The sequence below is a fragment of the Niabella drilacis genome (genome assembly GCF_900101395.1).
Lineage (GTDB): Bacteria > Bacteroidota > Bacteroidia > Chitinophagales > Chitinophagaceae > Niabella > Niabella drilacis.
The window spans coordinates 1-18,297 of record NZ_FMZO01000017.1 but is presented as its reverse complement, the minus strand read 5'-3'; the positions used below and the strand labels follow the sequence as shown (position 1 = coordinate 18,297).

Sequence of the window (18,297 nt, the reverse complement as noted above, 5' to 3'; positions counted from 1 at the left end):
AAAATTTAAAATGATCAACTATGTCAATAAGAGCTCCTTTGTTATGGATCCTGCTTTTTGCCGGTTTGCAGGTATGTGCGCAGGCAGATACCACAACGTCTGATGGCCTTTTCCAGGCTGCCCGGCATGCGGCTTTTGAAAAAAAAGATTATGTGCTGGCAGAGCATTATGCAGTAAAAGCACTGGGGCTGAGCCCGAAATATGCAGACGTCCGGGTTTTCCTGGGACGGCTGTACACCTGGCAAAAACGGCCGGACAGTGCACGGGCCTGCTTTAACTATATTCTGAACGATGAACCGGACTACGAGGATGCTGCGGTTGCCTACACCGACCTGGAATACTGGAATGATAATAACGCGGCAGCATTGGAACGGGCAAATGCCGGGTTACAATACCATCCGGCTTCGGCGGCGCTGCTGCTCCGGAAAGCAAAAGTACTTGCAGCCATGCGGCACTATGGGGAGGCAGGGAATATTGTGGACACCCTCCTGAAGAAAAACAGTAAAAATGCAGAAGCGCTGGCATTAGGAAACAGTATTAGGGATGAGCGTTCTTTAAACCGGGTGGGTATTTCTTATGACTATGTTTATTTTGATAAACAGTTTGATGACCCATGGCACCTGGTTAGTCTGGACTACGGGCGGCGCACAGGTATCGGAACAGTGATCGGGCGGGTGAACTATGCAAACCGGTTCCGGGACAATGGCGTGCAATTGGAGGTAGATGCCTATCCCCGGATCTCCAGGACCTTTTATTTGTATGTGAATGGGGGCTACTCCAATAATGTGGGCGTTTTTCCCAGGTGGCGCGCGGGCCTTTCCGTGTATGCGAACCTGCCCCGCAGTTTTGAGGCCGAATTGGGTATACGGCATCTTTATTTTACTTCGGCTACCAACATATACACAGCTTATATCGGCAAATATTACAGCAGCTTTCTGTTTGGAGCCCGGGCTTACTTTGTGCCATCCAAAACCAGCAGGAACTCCGTTTCCTATAACCTGCTTGGCCGCTATTATTTTGGTGGTGCCGATGATTTTATCGGGTTAAATTTGGGAACAGGGGTCTCTCCGGATGAACGCTATCTGAGCCCCCAGCTCAATGCGGCCTATCCGCTCAAAACGTATAAAGCCTCTCTTGATTTCAGGCATGCTTTTAAATTGAATATTGTTACACTGGGCGCCTCCCTCATCAACCAGGAGTATATGCCGGATACAAAAGGGAACCAGATCCAGGCCGGTGTCGGATATATCCGGCGCTTTTAAAAGAGAACCAGTTATGAAACGGAATCGCAGGTATGCTTATTTTTTCCCCTGGGTATTACTCCTCATCCCGCTGCTGATGTGGCTTTTTTGGTTGCTGACGCCCAAAAAACAGCTGGTGGTTGCCATTGTAGATAAAACAGTATTGACCACAGAAGGGCAGGAGCATATTTCGCTGACCTGGATCCTGAATCATTACCGCTTCACCAAGGATGCCCGCCACCTGTACCATGTAGGCAGCGACTATTTTGGGTTTTTCCCAAAGAAAAATGAACAATTCCGGTTAAAGGGCCTGGAGCGTTTTGACGCATCGCTGCTGGATAAGCTAAGCAATGATGCGGACCTGGCGTATTACACAGATGCCTACGGTGTTTTTTCAAATGAGTGGTACCTGAAAAAGAATATCGGCGAGCGCTCCCGCACGGTATATGGAGGACTGAGCATGCAGGACGTGGATTTTATGGAGAAAATGAAGCAGAAACGAAAACTGGTGCTGGCAGAGTTTAATACGATCGGATCCCCTTCGGCGGTTTCGGAACGGTATCGCTTTGAGCAGTTGTTTGGACTTAAATGGACGGGTTGGATAGGCCGGTATTTTGGTCAGCTGGATACGGCCGAAAATAAAGATATCCCGCACTGGCTGGTGAAAGGGTATATGGACCGGCATAATAACAGCTGGCCGTTTAAAGATGAAGGAATCGTTTTTGTAGGTGCGGGCAATACCATTGTCGTACTCGAAGGAGGAAAAGACCTGGTGTCGCCGCTGCCGTATATCGTTACCGAAAAGGCATTCAGGGAGCATTATCACCTTCCGGAAAAAGTGAACTATTCTTATTGGTTTGATGTTGTAACGCCGGACACGGCGATGAACAGGATCAACGCGCGGTTTGCTCTTGATCTTACGGATGCAGGAAAGGAAATCCTGCGGCGCTATGGCATCCCTTTAAGCTTTCCTGCAGTTCAGTCGCACAAGGGAACGGATTACCAGTTCTGGTACTTTTCGGGCGACTTCTGCGACAACCCGATATCGTTCAATACCTCCTACTTTAAAGGGATCGAATTTTTTAGTTTTTTGTTTATGAACCGGCTTGATAAGACACAACGGAAAAGTTTTTTCTGGAGCTTTTACCGGCCGCTGGTAAGTACCATCCTGAAGGAATACTACGCTGATAAAAAAGAGTCCGGACGCTGATTACCGGCCTGCTCCTTTCTATTTTTTCAGGCTGTACCATGATTTTATATGATGCACGGACACGCCATAGTTGATATTGCCGCACAGGGTCTTCAGCTTTTGAAATTCGCCATACATGTAGGCTTTACCTTCTTCATAATAGGTGACCTGGTCTCCTTCTTTTGAAGAGGCCGTTTCTGCGCCCAAAAAGATCTGCTTATTCTGAGACACTGCAAAAGCGATCTCTTCTTTAGAAACGTCATACATTTTTGCTGCGGTATCGCGGTACGACATAATAAAGACACGGGTGGCCTCACTGATCACGGCTTCATACAGCCGGCGTTGTGTGCCGTTGTACAGCACTTCATCGTCCAGCCAGAACGGAATATCAAAATCGATGGACCCCGCATCTTTGTATTGAGCGCATACCCAGGTAACAAAGTCGATATATTGTTGCAGGATCGTTGCCCGCTGCAGTTGAAATTGCGGGTCCTGATGCGGCTCCACATCCAGGTGAATACCGGAAAACCGTTGAGCGCTGCCGACGGAATTCTGGTACTGTGTGTACTTGGTCATGAGTGAAATAAGACCGGTACGGTCATAGATCCATTGGTAATCCCCCGCAAGAAGAAAAATTTTTATGCCTTTGCCCGTGGCCTTTTGGATAAAGCCACTGGTGGTTGCGGAAAAATCGGTCGTATAAAAATAGATCTCGGTAACGCCGTTCTGCTGGGCAAAATTCAGGTAAGTATCCCAGTCCTTTTTGCTGACACTCCACCACCAGGTACCCAGGGGGGTAGTCAATGCGGCGGCAGCCGGGTTACCGGGTCTGCCTTTGGCAAGTACTTCATTGATGCCATAAGGAGTTGGTTCAGCTGTTTCCGTTACCTCCCAGGAGCGCTTGGTACAGCCCGTTAACAGGATGGCGGCGAATAAAAAGCAGCTTATACTGGTTATTCCTTTTTTCTTAGCCTGGTTTTTATACATTAGAACTGCAGTTAAAATGATTACAATGGTAAAATAAAGGACCTGCCCTTAATGTTGTTGGCCCGGATAAAAAAGGGAGGGCAGGCAATCATTTGGTGAAGGTAGAATAATGCCTTAAATATTTCAACTTTTTCTCATGTACAACTGCCGCTTTTCACCGGGTCAGAGCGCTTTCAGCATCCAGATCGTACATCCTGTATGACCGGAATTACCCAGGGGGTGACCGAGTTGCTGAAACCCCAGCTTTTCGTACATGCCCACCGCGGTAACGAACTGGGGCAGGCTTTCGAGGTATATTTCTTTGTAGTTTAGGGCTATTGCAGATTCCAGGCATTTACTAAACAGTGCCTTTCCCACACCCTTGCCTCTTGCGGAGGCGGAGAGATAAAATTTTACCAGTTCGGCACAGTGCTCCGGCAATCCCTCGGTCGGATAAATACCACAGCACCCGAGGATATTGTCCTCCTGTTCGGCCACCCATAGCACAGCGTTCCCGGCCCGGAAAAGCTCAGATAGCCGGTCCGTTGTGGGATCTTCAAAAACCGTATTGCGGGTAGGGGCATTGAATTCCAGGAACGCTGCGCGGATGATCGTTGCCAGGCGGGCATCGTCCTGTTCCTGTACGGGCCTGATGAAAAGAGTGCTCATCTGATTTCTGATTTCTGAAGAACTTACTGAGGTACGAAGAACCCGGTTAGTACTGAACGTTGAACGGGCGCATTTGTAAATGATCGCGTTTTCATAAACGCAATGTCGCCCTGTCGCGATCGTTTGCATATGCGTCAAGATAAGCGGTAAAACCCCGGATGGGATTATGCCCGGATAGCCGGCGGGGTAACCGTCGGTTTATGGGCGATTGGTTTACATTGAACCCCGGCCGGGGTTCAACCAGGATCCGGATCATGAACCCCGCGTTTCACGCGCGGTTCATCAAATACAACCCTTAAGGGTTTACCATGGCCGCAGCGGGCATGAAACCGGGTCTGATGTGACACCTTAAACCTGGAACAGCCTATCGGCCGCTGTTTGTTATCATTGTTTTCAGCAGATCGGAAAAGGATTGGTTCGCCATCAGTTCAGTAAGCGGTAGGTGCATCCGGTACCGCCAGTAGTGATGCGGGTCGGCCGGGATATTGATCCGCTCCTCTTCCGGGTCTTTTCTCCGGATGAGATCATCCATACCCAGCAGGTCCTGTAACTGGCAGATGCACCACATAGCGGGGGAGCCCAGGTGTTGTTGAATGATCTCCCGGTTGATCCAGCCTTCGCAACAGACCGGGGCCTCGCCCTGGAGATGCAGCATCTCGTTGTAAAAGGTTTGGGTCAGTGCCCGGTTCTCCATCCACCAGCCACGGATGGTGCTCATATCATGGGTCGATGGCGACACCACGGAAAGATAGGGGGCATTGGCAGGATTAAAAAAGCGGATTCCATCCTGTTTGGGCATCCGCTGGATCTCCAGGCTGAGGATGCCAAGCTCCTTCATAACCTCCGGTACGCTCGACGGTACCAGCCCCAGGTCCTCGCCACAGATCAGCATATTGGTAGCGGCTTTCAGTTCCGGCAGTTTTTTGAGCGATTCTTTTTTCCAGAAGGCATCCTGTCTTCTGAAAAAATAATCAATATACAGGGCTTTCAGCCTGTCCTGCTGATCATGCGGCAGCGATTGAAAGGAGATGGTCTTATCCAGCCCGAACCGGGGATGGTAACAGGTTTGCCCGTCTTTTCTTTGTTTTAGCACCAGTACATTGGCCAGCAGCTGAAGCAGCCCCTGTTTGAGATCATCGGGATCATTTTCCAGGGTAAACCAGTTCTCAATTTTCCGCTGGCTGTCGAATTCAGGCAGGAAAAAGTAATCAAAGCCGTTCTCCGATTTCAGGAACCGTTTTTTAACCAGCGGGGCCTTTTCTCCAAATACCTGGTTCAGCACAACGTTGTTCACAAAAGGATGACAGAACCGGTCCTCACTAAACTGGATACCTCTTTCATAAAAGGTTTCGGCTTTTAAGGGAATGCTTGGATCAAAGTAGCCCATAATGCCCTGCACCCCATCCAGGGGAATGCTCCAGATCCTGAAAAAACCCAGGATATGGTCAATGCGGAACGCATCAAAATAATGACTCATCTGCTCAAAGCGGCTTCTCCACCAGCTAAAGTGGTCGTCCTGCATCCGGGGCCAGTTGTAGGTCGGGAATCCCCAGTTTTGGCCGTGAACGGCAAAGTCGTCCGGGGGAGCCCCTGCCTGCAGCTCCATATGGTAGAGTTCGGGAGCCACCCAGGTATCGCACCCGTAACGATATACTCCGATCGGGATGTCGCCCTTGATCACAATGCCTTTTGCATGCGCGTAGGCAACAGCTGCTTCCAGCTGAAGGTGTAAATGATATTGAAGAAAACAATAGAACCCAACAACCGGGTTGTTCTTAAAAAGTGTGCCAACTGCCGCAGCATCGTATACAGAATGCGTCTTCCACTTGGAATAATCCACCGTTTTGTATTTATCCCTTAGATAACAGAAAACCGCGTAAGGCTGTAACCAATGCCGGTTGGTGTTGAAAAACGTCTGGTAATTTTTTGATGTGAGCTGTGTTTTGCCCCGCCGGTCGAACAACTGCTTCAGCAGCCGGATCTTTAACTTTACAACCGCTTCGTAATCGATCTGCGGAAGCGCGTTCAGCCGCTCCTTTTCTGCCTGCATCTCCCGGATCAGTTCGGGAGCACTGTCACCGGCCACTGTTTCAACATTCAGGTAAACCGGGTGCAGGGCAAAGGCCGAGATGGCTGCATAGGGATATGAATCGCGCCAGGTAAACGTGGCGGTGGTATCGTTAACGGGCAGGATCTGGATGAGTTTTAATCCTGTCTGCTGTGCCCAGTCGGCCAGCTCTTTCAGATCGTTGAACTCACCGATACCCAGCCCTTCCCTGCTTCTGAGGCTGAACACCGGGATGGCCAGCCCGGCGCCCTTCCAGGTGTTGTTCGGGCGCCTGATAAAACCATCGTGAAGAATGATTGTACCGTTCTCATTTACGGGCGGACCAAACACACGGTTTTCTTTTTCTTCATAGGCCACAAAGCTTCCCAGCTCTTTGTTGTAGATACCGTATTTGTATTCCAGCGAAAACGGAACCGATGGTATGGAGAGACTTGCCATCCAGTCGTTTCCCCATTGCTGCAGCAATACCGGGGCAGCAGTGTTCCAGCCGGAAAGCGCTGGTATGTTTCCCAGCAGGCAAACCACTTCGTGTTCCTCCAGCAGCGGGGCCCTTACCACAAAAGTATAGCCGGCTTCCGCTGGAAGCGTGTCAGGACGCGGCTCCGCCGGATGCCGAAATACCTCCTGGAAGGGGGCGGTGTAAAATACATTTTCAATGGCGTCGGTGGCGATCCAGGTATCGTAGATGACCAGGGGGCTTTCCGGATCCCGGGGAAGCCGGAGCTGCCGGGCTGTTTGGTACTCCGGTACTCTTTCGCCGTTACTGTTCTGGAATGTATAGAAATAGGAAAGTGGTTGTTGAAGGGCATGGAGATCCAGGTCAAGTTCAAGGGTCCAATAATCATAATTGAGATATTTCATCGGCATACCACCGGCCGCCTGATCTTTTTCCCCTGCACTGTCTAAACCGCATAACCACAGACTTTCCCCATATTTTGTATGGAACTTTATATTAAACTGAACTTTCATTGACTAAGAATTTTTCTAAAGAGCCGGCAAGTAACGGGGTTTTATCCGATAATCGTTGATCTTTTTTTATAAAGATAATGTGTATTTAATACACATTCAAAAAATAGACCGATTTTTTTGAGGCAATTATCGCGGGCCAGGGTTTGGGGAGCCGCCTTGTTTTTGTGCTGTACAGGGGCGGATTATGGAGCCTGCCTGCTATCTTCTTTGGGGCCGCCGGGATGCCGGAACGCTGCCGCTTTTTACAGGAATTAGGGACTCCCGGCGTTCGGAACTGAGCCAATATTTTATTGCCTGTACCGCATAATATCGCCAGGTTCCCTTATTTTTGTGCAAAATTTTAGAAATGGCATCAAAAAATAAAGGTTTAATGTGGATTCTCTTTTTCCTGTCCACCGCTTTTTTTCTGTTTTTAATTTTTAGTCATAATCCTTGGCTTACACTGGCCCTGCCTTTTGTTACTACGTTTTTTGTAAAGGCAATGGATATTATTTAGAGCTTTTTCCTGACAACGTATACGGGAGGCCGTTCTGACTATCAGAACGGCCTCTTTCTTTTAGATGGCAGGCGCCTTCCCCGTACAGGGTTTTTAAGAAAAAAAACCTTGCTGTTGCGTTTTTGAGGCCGGCTGCGTTTCTTCTATAAACCGGTCTTACCGATGGGACCTATTGCTTTGGGAAGAGACACGGGATTTGCTTAACGTCCGGCAACTGCCTGCTGATAGCATGTTCAGGTTTGTTATGAGCATATATGACCGGTCAAAACCTTAATAAAAACTGATTAAACCAGGCCATGAAAAATTTGTTGCCAATGCTGACGGGCTTAATGCTCCTGCTATCCTGTTCCAGCAAAAAAAATGAAGTGACCGGCTATGCCCCGATTTACGGGGACCCGGCAGACCTTACCAGTATTTCGCTTGTTGCAGCTCAGCCGGTTGACAACGGTGGAAAGATCTATGTACTGGATGGTATACTGTACCAGGTGGAAACCGGGAAGGGGATCCATATTACGGATATTGCTGACCCTGCGGCACCGGTGCCAAAAGGATTTATCAAAGCAGCCGGCGCACAGGAAGTGGCTGTAAAAGACGGCCTGATCTATACCAACAGTCAGAATGACCTGGTGGTACTGAAGATCGAAGGAGAAAAACTAAGCGTGGTGAAACGTATGCCGGTGTCGTTGGGTTTGCGGTTTTCTCCGGCGCTTCCTCCTGAGCGTGGCCCCTTTGAATGTCCTGAAAAATCGAGGGGAACCGTGATCGGCTGGCAAAAGAAAACGCTTACGAATCCTGCCTGCTCTTATTAAACTGTTAAAAAAAGCTCTGATGAAACTGAAACAATTAGCAATACTGGCGATTGGCGGACTTATATTGGCCGCAGGTTGCAGTAAAGGTGATAATGCGCCTCCTTCGGGTTCCGGTGCCGGCGGGTCCACTGCCCGGATGACCATTTCCGGGAACTACCTGTACCTCGTAAACAGCTCTTCGTTGCAGACCTACGATATTTCCAATCCGGCGCAAATGCTCCTGCTGAATACACAGAATGTCGGGTGGAATATTGAAACCATCTTCCCTTACCGCGACAAACTTTTTATAGGTTCGGAAACCGGGATGTATGTTTTTGACAACAGCAATCCTAAAAAGCCGCAGCTCCAGGGGCAGGCGCAGCATCTGCGCTCCTGTGATCCTGTAGTAGCCGATGAAAACTACGCCTATGTAACACTACGCAGCAATAATAACGGTTGCGGCGGCACATTGAACCAGTTGAATATTTATGATATACAGGGTACCCATATTTTAAACCCCAAACAGGTTTCTTCGCTGCAGATGAGCGAGCCGCACGGGCTGGGGCTTAAGGACAATATTCTTTATGTATGCATGGGCAGGAATGGGTTAAACGTGATCGATATTACCGATAAAACCAAACCTTTCAGCAGGAAAATACTGTCGGACGGTACGGAGTTTATAGATGTGATTCCTTACGATCACACGCTGATCGTTTACGTTCAAGGGGGCTTTATACTTTATAACATTACAGACCCGGCCAATCCACAAAAGATCAGTACCATCAATAACTGAGATGCGGTCACCGCTTTGCCGGTCATTAAAACCATAAAAAAATTGTATGAGAAATATATTATTGGCCCTGCTCTTTGTAATGGCGCTATTGCCCGCTGCGGCACAGGACCGGATCTATTCCAAACGCCCGCCAAAGGTGGTTGCGGCGCAGGTAACAGAGATCGATATCGAATTCATAAAATACAGGAAGTCCGATAACCCGGATGGCCCGGTGTACAGGTACCCCAAAAAGTATGTGGATTCTATCGTATATGCCAATGGGTCTGCTGATTACTTTTCGTCGGGACGGCAGCACCGGCCGATCACCCGTCAAAAGGCACTACAGCAACGGGAATACGAAAAAATGGGTTCCGGTACCTTTATCGCAACTGCCGGTGTTTTTGATCTGGTGCAGCCGGACCTGGAGTATAATGCTCCCGAAAATATGCGCAACCGCCCTTCTGCAGCTCTTCAGCTGTCGTACGAACGGACCTTGCTGAACAACCGCCTGGGGCTGGATGTGGCGCCATTTGTGGGTTTGAACGACGGTGCCTGGGGACTGGGTTTTGCCATGCGGTTTTACCCAAAGAATAAGGGAAGGGTACGGCTGGGTTTGGGGCCGCAATACATTTTTTCTTCTAAAAAGGCCGTTACGCGGTATCGCGTAACAGACAATAATAATCCTTCCTTTACATATGCATCCGATGCCTATGTAAGAGAGCTGGTGCGGTTTTCATCCCTGGGGTTCACCGGGAAACTAACTGTGAATGTAAACAGGGTGCTATGCCTGGCCGGTAATTTCGGTGTTGGAGGTATCGTGGGAGGAAGGGCATCGGAAGACCGGCATCCGGATCACTGGAAGCTGCAGCGTAATAATGTTTGTTATTATGCCGGCCTGGGTGCGGGCATCCGGTTTTAAGCTACCTTTGGGCCCTTAAGCAATTGAACCAGGTTGGACGCATTGTATTTTATATTGATCGTTGTTTATATAGCCGTAGTTACGTTTGGCATTCGCGCGCTTCTTATGGATAAAGTATTACCCGCACATCTGAAAGTGCTGGGCATCATCGTGGTCCTGATCTTTAATATCATCCCCGTAGCGCTCTACCTGCTTTTACGAAATGTGAGATCACGGGATTTTTAGTTTCTGACAAACCTACTAAGGTACGAAGACACCGTTAATGCCAGAACTTCAAACTTCAAACGGTGAATAGCCAATGGTCAATGAATGAAGTCATAAAACTTTTCGCGATACACTTCTCACTCGGAACCTGAAAGAGTTTGAAGTTGCCTGAGAGCATGAAGAATTGTTGAAGGTTGCCCATCTGATATTGACTGCTGACGGCTGAAGACTCCTATGTTTGTTTAAAGTTTCAGGTTCAAGGTAATGTTAGATCCGCGTGCGTGCCTCGATGTTCTATTGATGATTGTTCTGTTCTTCCCGACGATCAAAACTGAAGACAGACAGCGGATAACTGACCACTGATCCGCTATGGCTGCTTATAAGTTGGTTCCGGTTTTTGTACCGGGACCTGCTGCTGGTTGGCCGCAGACTGGAGACTGCAGCCATTCTTTAAAAAGAAAAGGGTAGCGATCACGATCACGGCAGCCAGTACGATCCAGGTTGTTTTCTTCGACTTGTTTTTCCCGGTTTGCAATTCCTGCAGCTGCTCTTTTGCAGCTCCCAGGCTTGTTTCTTTTTCCCCGATGAGCACCGGGTGGGCTGCATGTTCCCGCAGCACTTTTTGCGCAGCAATACCGGTAAACGGTGATAGTGGAAGAGCCCTGGGGGTAAAAACAATCAATGCATCGGGTTTTTCGAGTACGCCAACGTTTTCCCATTCAATAATCTCCTGGTCATTCAGCTTTACAAGAATATTCCTGGCAAATTCTTCAAACTGGATCCGGGATTCATCCCTGCTTATGGCTTCTTTCGACCCGAGCAGCGTAAAAAGCCCTTCCGGGTTTTCGTTGCTTTCCGCTGCCTGGTTTTCCGTGAAGCGGATCTCCCAGCCCGGAGCTTCAACGGTTTCAAATCCGGTAGCTGCATTTACGGGGATCAGCTCAAACCGGCCGATCCCGGGAATGGTGATCTTTTTCTCCTGGTATAAATAAGCGGACAATATAGGGAACATGATCGATCGTTTTACGGGAACGAATATACAATTCCCCGCTTATGTGGGGAAAATAAAATCGGGGGCTGATTTTTCCCCCCTGAAAAAATGGAATAAATACCTATGTTTGTTTTTTTAATACTTTCAGCGTATGAAATGGTTGAGTACGAAATATAAGGAAGGAACCGTATCACTGGCTTTGCTGGTGCTAAGGGTGACAGCCGGCAGTGCAATGGCGGTGAACCACGGGTATAAAAAACTGACCGGTTTTACAGAAATGGCTGCCAAAGGCTTTGCAGACCCTTTTCATATTGGTGTAAAAGCCTCGTTGGGTATGGCCGTGTTTGCTGAGTTCTTTTGTGCGGTGCTTATTGTTTTAGGCTTGCTTACCCGTTTGGCTGTGATCCCGCTTATGGTCACTATGTGTGTGGCTTTATTTGTAGCGCATAGCGGTGACTTTTTCGGGCAGGGCGAACTGGCCGGGGTTTTCCTGGCCATATTCCTGGTACTGCTGCTCGTGGGCCCGGGAAAATACAGTTTGGATAAAGCAATTGGTAAATAAGCGTATATGTTCGTTTCAGAAACACAGCTCAGGGTGCGGTATGCAGATACCGATAAAATGGGAGTGGTGTATCACAGTAATTATATCAACTATTTTGAGGTTGCACGCACCGAATCGATCCGGAACCTGGGGATTACATACGCTGCCATGGAAACGGCGGGTATCATCATGCCGGTGATCGAAGTACATTGCAGGTATATCCGTCCTGCTACCTATGATGACCTGATCACGGTTACGGCTAACCTGCATGAGCTGCCGGAGGGACACCGGATCACCTTTCACCAGGAGGCATATAACGACAAAAAGGAGGTGCTGGCCAGGGGCCATGTGGTGCTTTATTTTATGGAAGCCCGTACTATGAAGAGGGCTGCCATGCCTGCACCATTGCGGGATGCATTGCTTCCTTTTTTCGGGGATGCAACAAAGTAGCCCGTTTGCTTGTTTTGCTTAAAACAGTTTATATGAAAGTAGCAAAAGGGCACCAGCCGCTGATGCCGTACCTGATCCTGCTGAATGCCGAAGCCTTTATAGGTTTTACACAACGTGTATTCAATGCCCTTGAGATCTTTAAAAGCTACCGCGATGAAGACAGTAAGGAAATTATGCATGCCGAAGTACAGATCAATGGATGCAATATCCTGTTTGCGGATGTAACCGAAGGGTATGATGCGGCGCCGGCAAATTTATTTGTGTATGTGGATGATGCTTCCGAAACCCTGCGCAAGGCGGTGAACAATGGCTGTGAAGTGATTGATGAGCTGGCACAGCGGGATTACGGGTATAGCGCCGGAGTAAGAGATCCCTTTGGAAATGTATGGTGGCTCACGTCGATGAAATAGCTTTCCCGGCTATCTTTTCCGCTTTACAGGGGGGCATTATGATTCCGGCCCTGATGGCCAATTGATAAGCCAGGTACTCCCAGGCACCTTTATTGATTGCGTCGTTTTTAGAGGAGGATTTCGTGATTCATAGTTCCCGGGCCTCATCCGCGATGTTGGCTTTGGGCCTCGCTCCTCCCAATGATGAGCCGGGAGCCATTAATAGGTTCAACCATTTTTTTGTTTCTTGCCTGTCTTCGTTATTTTCAGGGATATCCAAAGCATGCTGTAGTTCCCCGATGGAGGACCGGGGAGGGGTGGGTATTTCATTGTCGGCATCTGAGAACGGACCTTCAGGGGCTGTTTTGAAACGTAAAGCGCCCATACGGCTTTCTTTATAAACGCCCCATAAATAATCAATATTATATACAGGGACTTTTTCGTTTCGTTGCTTGCTGGACTGCAGGTTTTTTCATGAGTGTACGTCCCCGGGTATCGGGCAGGCTATCTGAAAAAATACCAAAGTTCTCTTTGTTGCCGGGAAATTGTGGTCCCGAAAAGAAAGCATGCGCGTCAGGTAAATTTTAGGAATAGTGGTCAAAGGCGAAAGCTGTAGCGCAGCGTTGCTTTTATTAGCAACGAACAGGAGATGGAACAGAGGTGCAGCGCACCGGTACTATAAGTCTCCCCCGAAAAGATTCCCGCCGCGCTGCGGCTAAGGGTAAGTCCCTGGAAGTTCTGGTTACCATTATTTACGGCGCGCTGCGCCTGCTATCAAAAGATCAGGTCCTTTTCGGCCTCCAAAGGCTTATTTATACTCCATTTTATGGCAATAGACCCGCTTTTTATCTTGACGCGCATGCGAAAGGAACGGGATGTCGGGATCTAATAGTTGCTGTTGTTGTGATTGTATCCATGTTTTAATATTCAAAGCTGAATGCCTTTTTCCCTTCTGCGAAATGGGCAGCGAGCATACCGATACGCCAGGGGGCAGGCATGCCTTTCCAATGTGCATAAACGTATATGTTGAATTTATTTTGTACCATTTTAGTTTAACAGATCCAGGTCCTGTAATTTTTTCCCGAATACATCATCGGCCGCCAGTTTTAATATATCTTTCCGTAAGCCTAATACCTTCAGTACGTTAAAGTATGCTCCGCCGCATTGCCTTTTTCGACAAGGGACAAGGTAGGAGGGGCCAGGCCCGCAGGTTCTGCAACCTGAATGGTCGTCGGTTTGCGGCGTTTTCTTGCGGGCTTTATTTGCTCACCCATCCGGGCCAACAATCGATCATGCCCTGGGAAGATGATTGGTCTCTTTTTATTCATTTCCGGTAATTTGATTGTTCTTTCACACAGAATTATAAAATATGATTGAAATAACAATCAAACTTAAATGGAGGCTTCACCGGGGGTCTTGTTGGGTTTGCGACGATCCTGTTATGGAATAAAAGACCTGCCGGATGAGCTAACCGATAAACTTTTCGCGGAACTGAGGACCGGGTAATGTACAATGATCTGCCCGGCCAAACCATCGGTAGCGGTTACGGGCAACCCAGTTGTATACCCCGTTGCGGATAAAACCCGGAATAATGATGAAGAGGTACAGCAAGGGCCAGGGTGCTTTTAGCTTTCGTACAATTCTTAGTGCGGCTGTTGAGCGTAGGTAGGCCTTCCCGTTTTCAATAAGGACTATTGAATGGGGCGTTTGAGGAAGCGCATATTGCTGCAGGAGCTGCTTGCCTGTTGTTGACTGCAGGGAGGCAAACCTGAATAGATTTTTTTTATCCCGTTTGATAATAAACCGGACCGAACCATTACAGAGGTTGCACACCCCATCAAATAATATGACCGGTGCCGCCGGCATGCTATTGTATTTTCCGGATAGAGAACGTTACTTTCCGGGTGCCGCCGGCCAGGGTCTTTGTGGGATCGGGTAACACATTCACCAGGCTGAGCTGGTATTGATGTGTGTTCAGCACGGCTGTGGCTGTTGCCTCTTTTTTCTGCATGCTGCAATCGGCGCCGGTACACAGCGAAACAGTAGCGCTGTTTTTTTCGTCGCTGATGACCAGGTCGGCAATGGCTTCTCCCGCCCGGATGCAGCGGGCATTCATAGGACACCGGCTTTCCTGTATCTGTGATACGGCAATGGTAAGGTTACCATATGCTTTTTTTTCGTGGAGGGCGAGGCTTATGGTGGTGCCGTTGGTGTCAATGGCCGGAGCCGTGCGTTTTGCACAGCCGGCCGCGAACAGCATCATGCCTAACCAGAAATAGTATTTCACAAGTATATCTTTTTGCAAAGATACAACCTATATAGCGGGAAGCTTCCAGCCGTTTTGATACACCGGTTTTACCAATTGGGTAGCTGCCGGTGTATTGAACTGGTTCTTAGCCTGATCCCAGTAGATTTTTTGCCCTGTGCGTACAGCAATATTGCCCATATGGCTGGCGATGGCTACGGTTGCAGCGGCCTCTACAGGGCAGTGCAGGTCTGCTTTCTTACGGGATTTTACCACATCAATAAAATTAGCGGTATGCAGGTTCAGCCCATTGTCAACAGACTTGGTCCAGGGCACGGCTTCGATCTTGTTCTTTTCCGGCCGCACTTCCCAGCCACCCCGGTTTAAAAGCAGGGTACCGTTCTCGCCTATAAAGGCGATACCATGCTGCATATTATACAGTCCCACCCCTGTGGCCAGATTATGTTCCCAGCTCATCTGGAAGGAGCCAAAGTCATAAAGAGTGGTTTGCAGGTCGGGGGTTTCACGTGCGTCATCGGGAAACACAAATTTGCCACCGGTGGCCATCACCGATTTGGGCGCCTCGGCCTTCATTCCCATCAATACGATGTCGATCAGGTGCACTCCCCAGTCGGTCATCAGTCCCCCGGCATAATCCCAAAACCAGCGGAACTCATAGTGGAAGCGGTTTTTATTGAACGGTCTTTTTTTTGTGGGCCCCAGCCACATATTGTAATCGACCCCTGCGGGTACCGGCGAATTCGGCACCACGGGCAATGCAGTGGACCCGCCACGGTACATCCAGGTTTTTGTTGAGGAAATGCGGCCCAGTTTCCCCGATTGCGCATAGGCAATTGCATCTTTAAAATGCCGCTGGCTGCGCTGCCACTGGCCCGCCTGCACCATGCGGTTATACCTGGCCGCTGCTTTCACCATCAGCTGTACTTCGAAGATGGAATTGGCCAGCGGTTTTTCGCAATAGACATCTTTCCCCGCTGCACAGGCATCGATCATCTGCAGGCAATGCCAGTGGTCAGGGGTGCCTACGATCACCACATCCACGTCTTTATTTTGCAACAGTTTCCGGTAATCTTTATAAACAGCCGGTTTCATCGGGCTTAGTTTGGCCAGGTCTGCAAGGCGTTGCTGCAAAATGCTGTCATCTATATCACATACGGCGACACACTGGGTTTCAGGTATTTTCAGCATCGAAGAAAGATCGGACCATCCCATCCCTTTGAGGCCAATAACGCCGATACCGATCTTGTCATTGGGGGATACCGCTTTTTTGATCCCGGCTAAAAGTTCCAGAGGAACCATGGCTCCCAAACCTGCCGCTACGGCAGCCAATCCTGTATTGCGGATAAAAACTCTTCTGTTTGTACTCATAATGGCAATAATTGTATTGTAATATTGACGAATATAGCCCATTTATCAAAAAGGTATTTACGAAAACGTTTGAATAGTTAATTTCTGCTGTTTAACGGAAAGCAGGTAATTTAGCCGGTATCTTTTAAAAAACAGATAATGAAAAAAATAATGATGCTTGCAGGCTGCACGCTATTGGTGCTTGCCGCCGCCGCCCAGGGTTCGGGGTGGAAAAATCTCTTCAATGGTAAGGACTTTACCGGCTGGAAACAATTGAATGGAAAAGCAAAATATACCGTGGAAAACGGGGAAATCGTGGGCACAACGGTTTATGGCCAGCCCAATTCCTTTATGGTAACCGAGCAGGAGTATGGCGATTTTATCCTGGAACTGGAGTTTAAGGTAGACAGTACCATGAACTCCGGTGTGCAGTTCCGCAGTGAGAGCACTCCCGATTATAACAAGGGTCGTGTGCATGGGTACCAGTTTGAGATCGATCCGTCGGCCAGGGCCTGGACCGGAGGTATTTATGATGAGGCACGCAGGGGATGGTTGTACGCGCTGGAGTTAAACCCGGCAGCCAAAAAAGCATTTAAGCAGGGACAATGGAATAAGATCAAACTGGAATGTATCGGCAATGTCATGCGTACCTGGGTAAATGGGATTCCCTGTTCTTATCTTGTAGATGACATGACACCGAAAGGATTTATCGCATTACAGGTGCATGGCATTGGCAGTAAAAAAGAGGAGGGACGGCAGATCCGCTGGCGCAATATCCGGATCCGGACCACGGGGCTGAAGCCGGCTCCGCTGACGGGTACTTTTGTGGTGAATATGATCCCGAACAATTTGTCGGAAGCAGAAAAGAAAAACGGTTTTCAGTTACTGTTTGATGGTAAAACCACCAATGGATGGAGGGGCGCTTATAAACCGGCTTTTCCTGATAAAGGCTGGAGGGTAAAAGATGGGGAGCTGACGGTATTGTCCTCGCAGGGTAAAGAAGCTGCAAATGGAGGTGATATTGTTACGCAGAAGGAATACAGCGCTTTCGTTTTTGAATTTGATTTTAAGCTTACAAAAGGGGCAAACAGCGGTGTGAAATATTTTGTGACCGAAAGCGAAAAGAATAAAGGATCGGCTATCGGCCTGGAGTACCAGGTACTGGATGATGCGGTGCATCCGGATGCCAAAATGGGACGGGATGGAAACCGCACCCTTGGCTCTTTATATGATTTGATCACTTCCGACCGGGATAAAAAATCGCGCAAGCCTATCGGGGAATGGAACAAAGGGATCGTTATAGTATATCCCAACAATAAGGTGGAACATTGGCTGAATGGCTTTAAAGTGGTGGAATATGAGCGCGGGTCCCCGGAATTCTTACAGCTGGTAGCTATCAGCAAGTATAAGAACTGGCCCAATTTTGGAATGGCGCCCAAGGGGCATTTGCTGCTGCAGGATCATGGCGATGAAGTATCCTATCGCTCATTAAAGATCAAGGAGCTTAAAAAATAAAAGGATAAGAACAACGATTGGTAAAAGAGAGCGATCTTCTGCATGGAGATCGCTCTCTTTTATTGGGCTCCTGTTTGTTACCGGCAACGCCATGCCTGGAAGTCCTGATGCTGTTATAATGAACCGGAATCAATTTTATTAAAATGCGTAATTACTAGTGGTTTGTGAGGACACCAATGCTATTAAAATAAGAAAAGTCTGTATCCAGGATCGTCCTTCCAGGGAGACAGGCATCTGCGATGGTTGCTACTATTGTAGGTAATGGGCATAGTACAACCATGAGCCTGATCCTTAAGGTTTCTGGCTTTTCTGGCAAAGCGGATCCTGTTTTCAGCAGCTGATTGTGCTTTATTTGTACATGGGACTAAAGCGATTTTTTCGTTTAAACTTGTGGTTTCTGGCAAAAGACCTGTTGGGTACAATAGCTACAATAGAACTTGAGATCTTGCCTGCCAATTCCACTATGATGTTTACACAGCGTTTGAGGGTATATAATTCTACGATCTTGTTTCGTATA

18 protein-coding genes are annotated in these 18,297 nt (G+C 48.4%); 10 read left to right on the top strand and 8 right to left on the bottom strand.

From position 1 onward, the window contains the following. The first annotated feature begins 20 nt into the window (after window positions 1–20). Both BLS44_RS21605 and BLS44_RS21600 read left to right on the top strand, forming a co-directional pair. A complete protein-coding gene (locus tag BLS44_RS21605; protein ID WP_090392326.1) occupies window positions 21–1,262 on the top strand; it encodes a YaiO family outer membrane beta-barrel protein in 1,242 nt (413 codons plus the stop codon). Window positions 1,263–1,275: 13 nt separating this feature from the next. Continuing rightward, window positions 1,276–2,451, top strand: a complete 1,176-nt coding sequence (locus BLS44_RS21600; RefSeq protein ID WP_090392325.1) for a hypothetical protein — start codon at window positions 1,276–1,278, stop codon at window positions 2,449–2,451. A gap of 18 nt (window positions 2,452–2,469) precedes the next feature. On the opposite strand, the gene BLS44_RS21595 is transcribed toward BLS44_RS21600, so the two are convergent. The 3 genes from BLS44_RS21595 to BLS44_RS21585 all read right to left on the bottom strand — a co-directional run bounded on the left by BLS44_RS21595 (window position 2,470) and on the right by BLS44_RS21585 (window position 7,102). Further along, window positions 2,470–3,417 (bottom strand): hypothetical protein, encoded by a 948-nt coding sequence (locus BLS44_RS21595; protein WP_090392324.1) that lies wholly within the window; start codon window positions 3,415–3,417, stop codon window positions 2,470–2,472. 162 nt (window positions 3,418–3,579) lie between these two features. Next, window positions 3,580–4,065, bottom strand: coding sequence for a GNAT family N-acetyltransferase (locus BLS44_RS21590; protein ID WP_090392323.1), 486 nt, complete (start codon window positions 4,063–4,065; stop codon window positions 3,580–3,582). A 364-nt stretch (window positions 4,066–4,429) separates the two neighbouring features. Beyond that, window positions 4,430–7,102 (bottom strand): 4-alpha-glucanotransferase, encoded by a 2,673-nt coding sequence (locus BLS44_RS21585; RefSeq protein WP_090392322.1) that lies wholly within the window; start codon window positions 7,100–7,102, stop codon window positions 4,430–4,432. A 792-nt stretch (window positions 7,103–7,894) separates the two neighbouring features. Between BLS44_RS21585 and BLS44_RS21580 the strand changes: the two genes are divergently transcribed. From BLS44_RS21580 to BLS44_RS21565, 4 genes are read left to right on the top strand one after another with little or no spacing between them, the layout of a single operon-like run. Further along, window positions 7,895–8,407, top strand: coding sequence for an LVIVD repeat-containing protein (locus BLS44_RS21580; RefSeq protein ID WP_143019877.1), 513 nt, complete (start codon window positions 7,895–7,897; stop codon window positions 8,405–8,407). 19 nt (window positions 8,408–8,426) lie between these two features. Continuing rightward, window positions 8,427–9,179, top strand: a complete 753-nt coding sequence (locus BLS44_RS21575; protein ID WP_090392320.1) for an LVIVD repeat-containing protein — start codon at window positions 8,427–8,429, stop codon at window positions 9,177–9,179. Between the two features lie 46 nt (window positions 9,180–9,225). Continuing rightward, window positions 9,226–10,077, top strand: coding sequence for a hypothetical protein (locus tag BLS44_RS21570; RefSeq protein ID WP_090392319.1), 852 nt, complete (start codon window positions 9,226–9,228; stop codon window positions 10,075–10,077). 33 nt (window positions 10,078–10,110) lie between these two features. Further along, window positions 10,111–10,302, top strand: a complete 192-nt coding sequence (locus BLS44_RS21565) for a hypothetical protein (protein ID WP_090392318.1) — start codon at window positions 10,111–10,113, stop codon at window positions 10,300–10,302. 346 nt (window positions 10,303–10,648) lie between these two features. Here BLS44_RS21565 and BLS44_RS21560 read toward each other — a convergent pair whose 3' ends face one another. Beyond that, window positions 10,649–11,293 carry a hypothetical protein gene (locus BLS44_RS21560; protein ID WP_090392317.1) on the bottom strand — a complete coding sequence of 215 codons (645 nt, stop codon included), beginning with the start codon at window positions 11,291–11,293 and terminating at the stop codon, window positions 10,649–10,651. 130 nt (window positions 11,294–11,423) lie between these two features. Between BLS44_RS21560 and BLS44_RS21555 the strand changes: the two genes are divergently transcribed. From BLS44_RS21555 to BLS44_RS21545, 3 genes are read left to right on the top strand one after another with little or no spacing between them, the layout of a single operon-like run. Further along, on the top strand, window positions 11,424–11,834 hold the full coding sequence (locus tag BLS44_RS21555; protein WP_090392316.1) for a DoxX family protein: 411 nt from the start codon (window positions 11,424–11,426) through the stop codon (window positions 11,832–11,834). Between the two features lie 6 nt (window positions 11,835–11,840). Next, window positions 11,841–12,263: an acyl-CoA thioesterase gene (locus BLS44_RS21550; RefSeq protein WP_090392315.1), complete on the top strand. Its 423-nt coding sequence runs from the start codon at window positions 11,841–11,843 to the stop codon at window positions 12,261–12,263. Window positions 12,264–12,295: 32 nt separating this feature from the next. Next, a complete protein-coding gene (locus BLS44_RS21545) occupies window positions 12,296–12,673 on the top strand; it encodes a VOC family protein (RefSeq protein WP_090392492.1) in 378 nt (125 codons plus the stop codon). Between the two features lie 127 nt (window positions 12,674–12,800). On the opposite strand, the gene BLS44_RS21540 is transcribed toward BLS44_RS21545, so the two are convergent. The 4 genes from BLS44_RS21540 to BLS44_RS21515 form a co-directional block, all read right to left on the bottom strand. Further along, complete coding sequence (locus tag BLS44_RS21540; RefSeq protein ID WP_090392314.1) at window positions 12,801–13,037, bottom strand: hypothetical protein; 237 nt, start codon at window positions 13,035–13,037, stop codon at window positions 12,801–12,803. A gap of 1,082 nt (window positions 13,038–14,119) precedes the next feature. Continuing rightward, window positions 14,120–14,518 carry a thiol-disulfide oxidoreductase DCC family protein gene (locus BLS44_RS21525; RefSeq protein WP_090392312.1) on the bottom strand — a complete coding sequence of 133 codons (399 nt, stop codon included), beginning with the start codon at window positions 14,516–14,518 and terminating at the stop codon, window positions 14,120–14,122. 1 nt (window position 14,519) lies between these two features. Next, entirely contained in the window at window positions 14,520–14,939 is a 420-nt protein-coding gene (locus BLS44_RS21520) for a hypothetical protein (protein ID WP_143019876.1), read from the bottom strand. 27 nt (window positions 14,940–14,966) lie between these two features. After that, a complete protein-coding gene (locus BLS44_RS21515; RefSeq protein WP_090392490.1) occupies window positions 14,967–16,286 on the bottom strand; it encodes a Gfo/Idh/MocA family protein in 1,320 nt (439 codons plus the stop codon). Between the two features lie 138 nt (window positions 16,287–16,424). Between BLS44_RS21515 and BLS44_RS21510 the strand changes: the two genes are divergently transcribed. Beyond that, window positions 16,425–17,780 (top strand): 3-keto-disaccharide hydrolase, encoded by a 1,356-nt coding sequence (locus BLS44_RS21510; protein WP_090392310.1) that lies wholly within the window; start codon window positions 16,425–16,427, stop codon window positions 17,778–17,780. Window positions 17,781–18,297 lie beyond the last annotated feature (517 nt).

Excerpts from the sequence above, each read along its gene's own strand:
- BLS44_RS21605 (WP_090392326.1), top strand. The coding sequence starts at position 21 with ATGTCAATAAGAGCTCCTTTGTTATGGATCCTGCTTTTTGCCGGTTTG.
- BLS44_RS21600 (WP_090392325.1), top strand. The coding sequence starts at position 1,276 with ATGAAACGGAATCGCAGGTATGCTTATTTTTTCCCCTGGGTATTACTC.
- BLS44_RS21595 (WP_090392324.1), bottom strand. The coding sequence starts at position 3,417 with ATGTATAAAAACCAGGCTAAGAAAAAAGGAATAACCAGTATAAGCTGC.
- BLS44_RS21590 (WP_090392323.1), bottom strand. The coding sequence starts at position 4,065 with ATGAGCACTCTTTTCATCAGGCCCGTACAGGAACAGGACGATGCCCGC.
- BLS44_RS21585 (WP_090392322.1), bottom strand. The coding sequence starts at position 7,102 with ATGAAAGTTCAGTTTAATATAAAGTTCCATACAAAATATGGGGAAAGT.
- BLS44_RS21580 (WP_143019877.1), top strand. The coding sequence starts at position 7,895 with ATGAAAAATTTGTTGCCAATGCTGACGGGCTTAATGCTCCTGCTATCC.
- BLS44_RS21575 (WP_090392320.1), top strand. The coding sequence starts at position 8,427 with ATGAAACTGAAACAATTAGCAATACTGGCGATTGGCGGACTTATATTG.
- BLS44_RS21570 (WP_090392319.1), top strand. The coding sequence starts at position 9,226 with ATGAGAAATATATTATTGGCCCTGCTCTTTGTAATGGCGCTATTGCCC.
- BLS44_RS21560 (WP_090392317.1), bottom strand. The coding sequence starts at position 11,293 with ATGTTCCCTATATTGTCCGCTTATTTATACCAGGAGAAAAAGATCACC.
- BLS44_RS21555 (WP_090392316.1), top strand. The coding sequence starts at position 11,424 with ATGAAATGGTTGAGTACGAAATATAAGGAAGGAACCGTATCACTGGCT.
- BLS44_RS21550 (WP_090392315.1), top strand. The coding sequence starts at position 11,841 with ATGTTCGTTTCAGAAACACAGCTCAGGGTGCGGTATGCAGATACCGAT.
- BLS44_RS21545 (WP_090392492.1), top strand. The coding sequence starts at position 12,296 with ATGAAAGTAGCAAAAGGGCACCAGCCGCTGATGCCGTACCTGATCCTG.
- BLS44_RS21540 (WP_090392314.1), bottom strand. The coding sequence starts at position 13,037 with ATGGGCGCTTTACGTTTCAAAACAGCCCCTGAAGGTCCGTTCTCAGAT.
- BLS44_RS21525 (WP_090392312.1), bottom strand. The coding sequence starts at position 14,518 with ATGCCGGCGGCACCGGTCATATTATTTGATGGGGTGTGCAACCTCTGT.
- BLS44_RS21515 (WP_090392490.1), bottom strand. The coding sequence starts at position 16,286 with ATGAGTACAAACAGAAGAGTTTTTATCCGCAATACAGGATTGGCTGCC.
- BLS44_RS21510 (WP_090392310.1), top strand. The coding sequence starts at position 16,425 with ATGAAAAAAATAATGATGCTTGCAGGCTGCACGCTATTGGTGCTTGCC.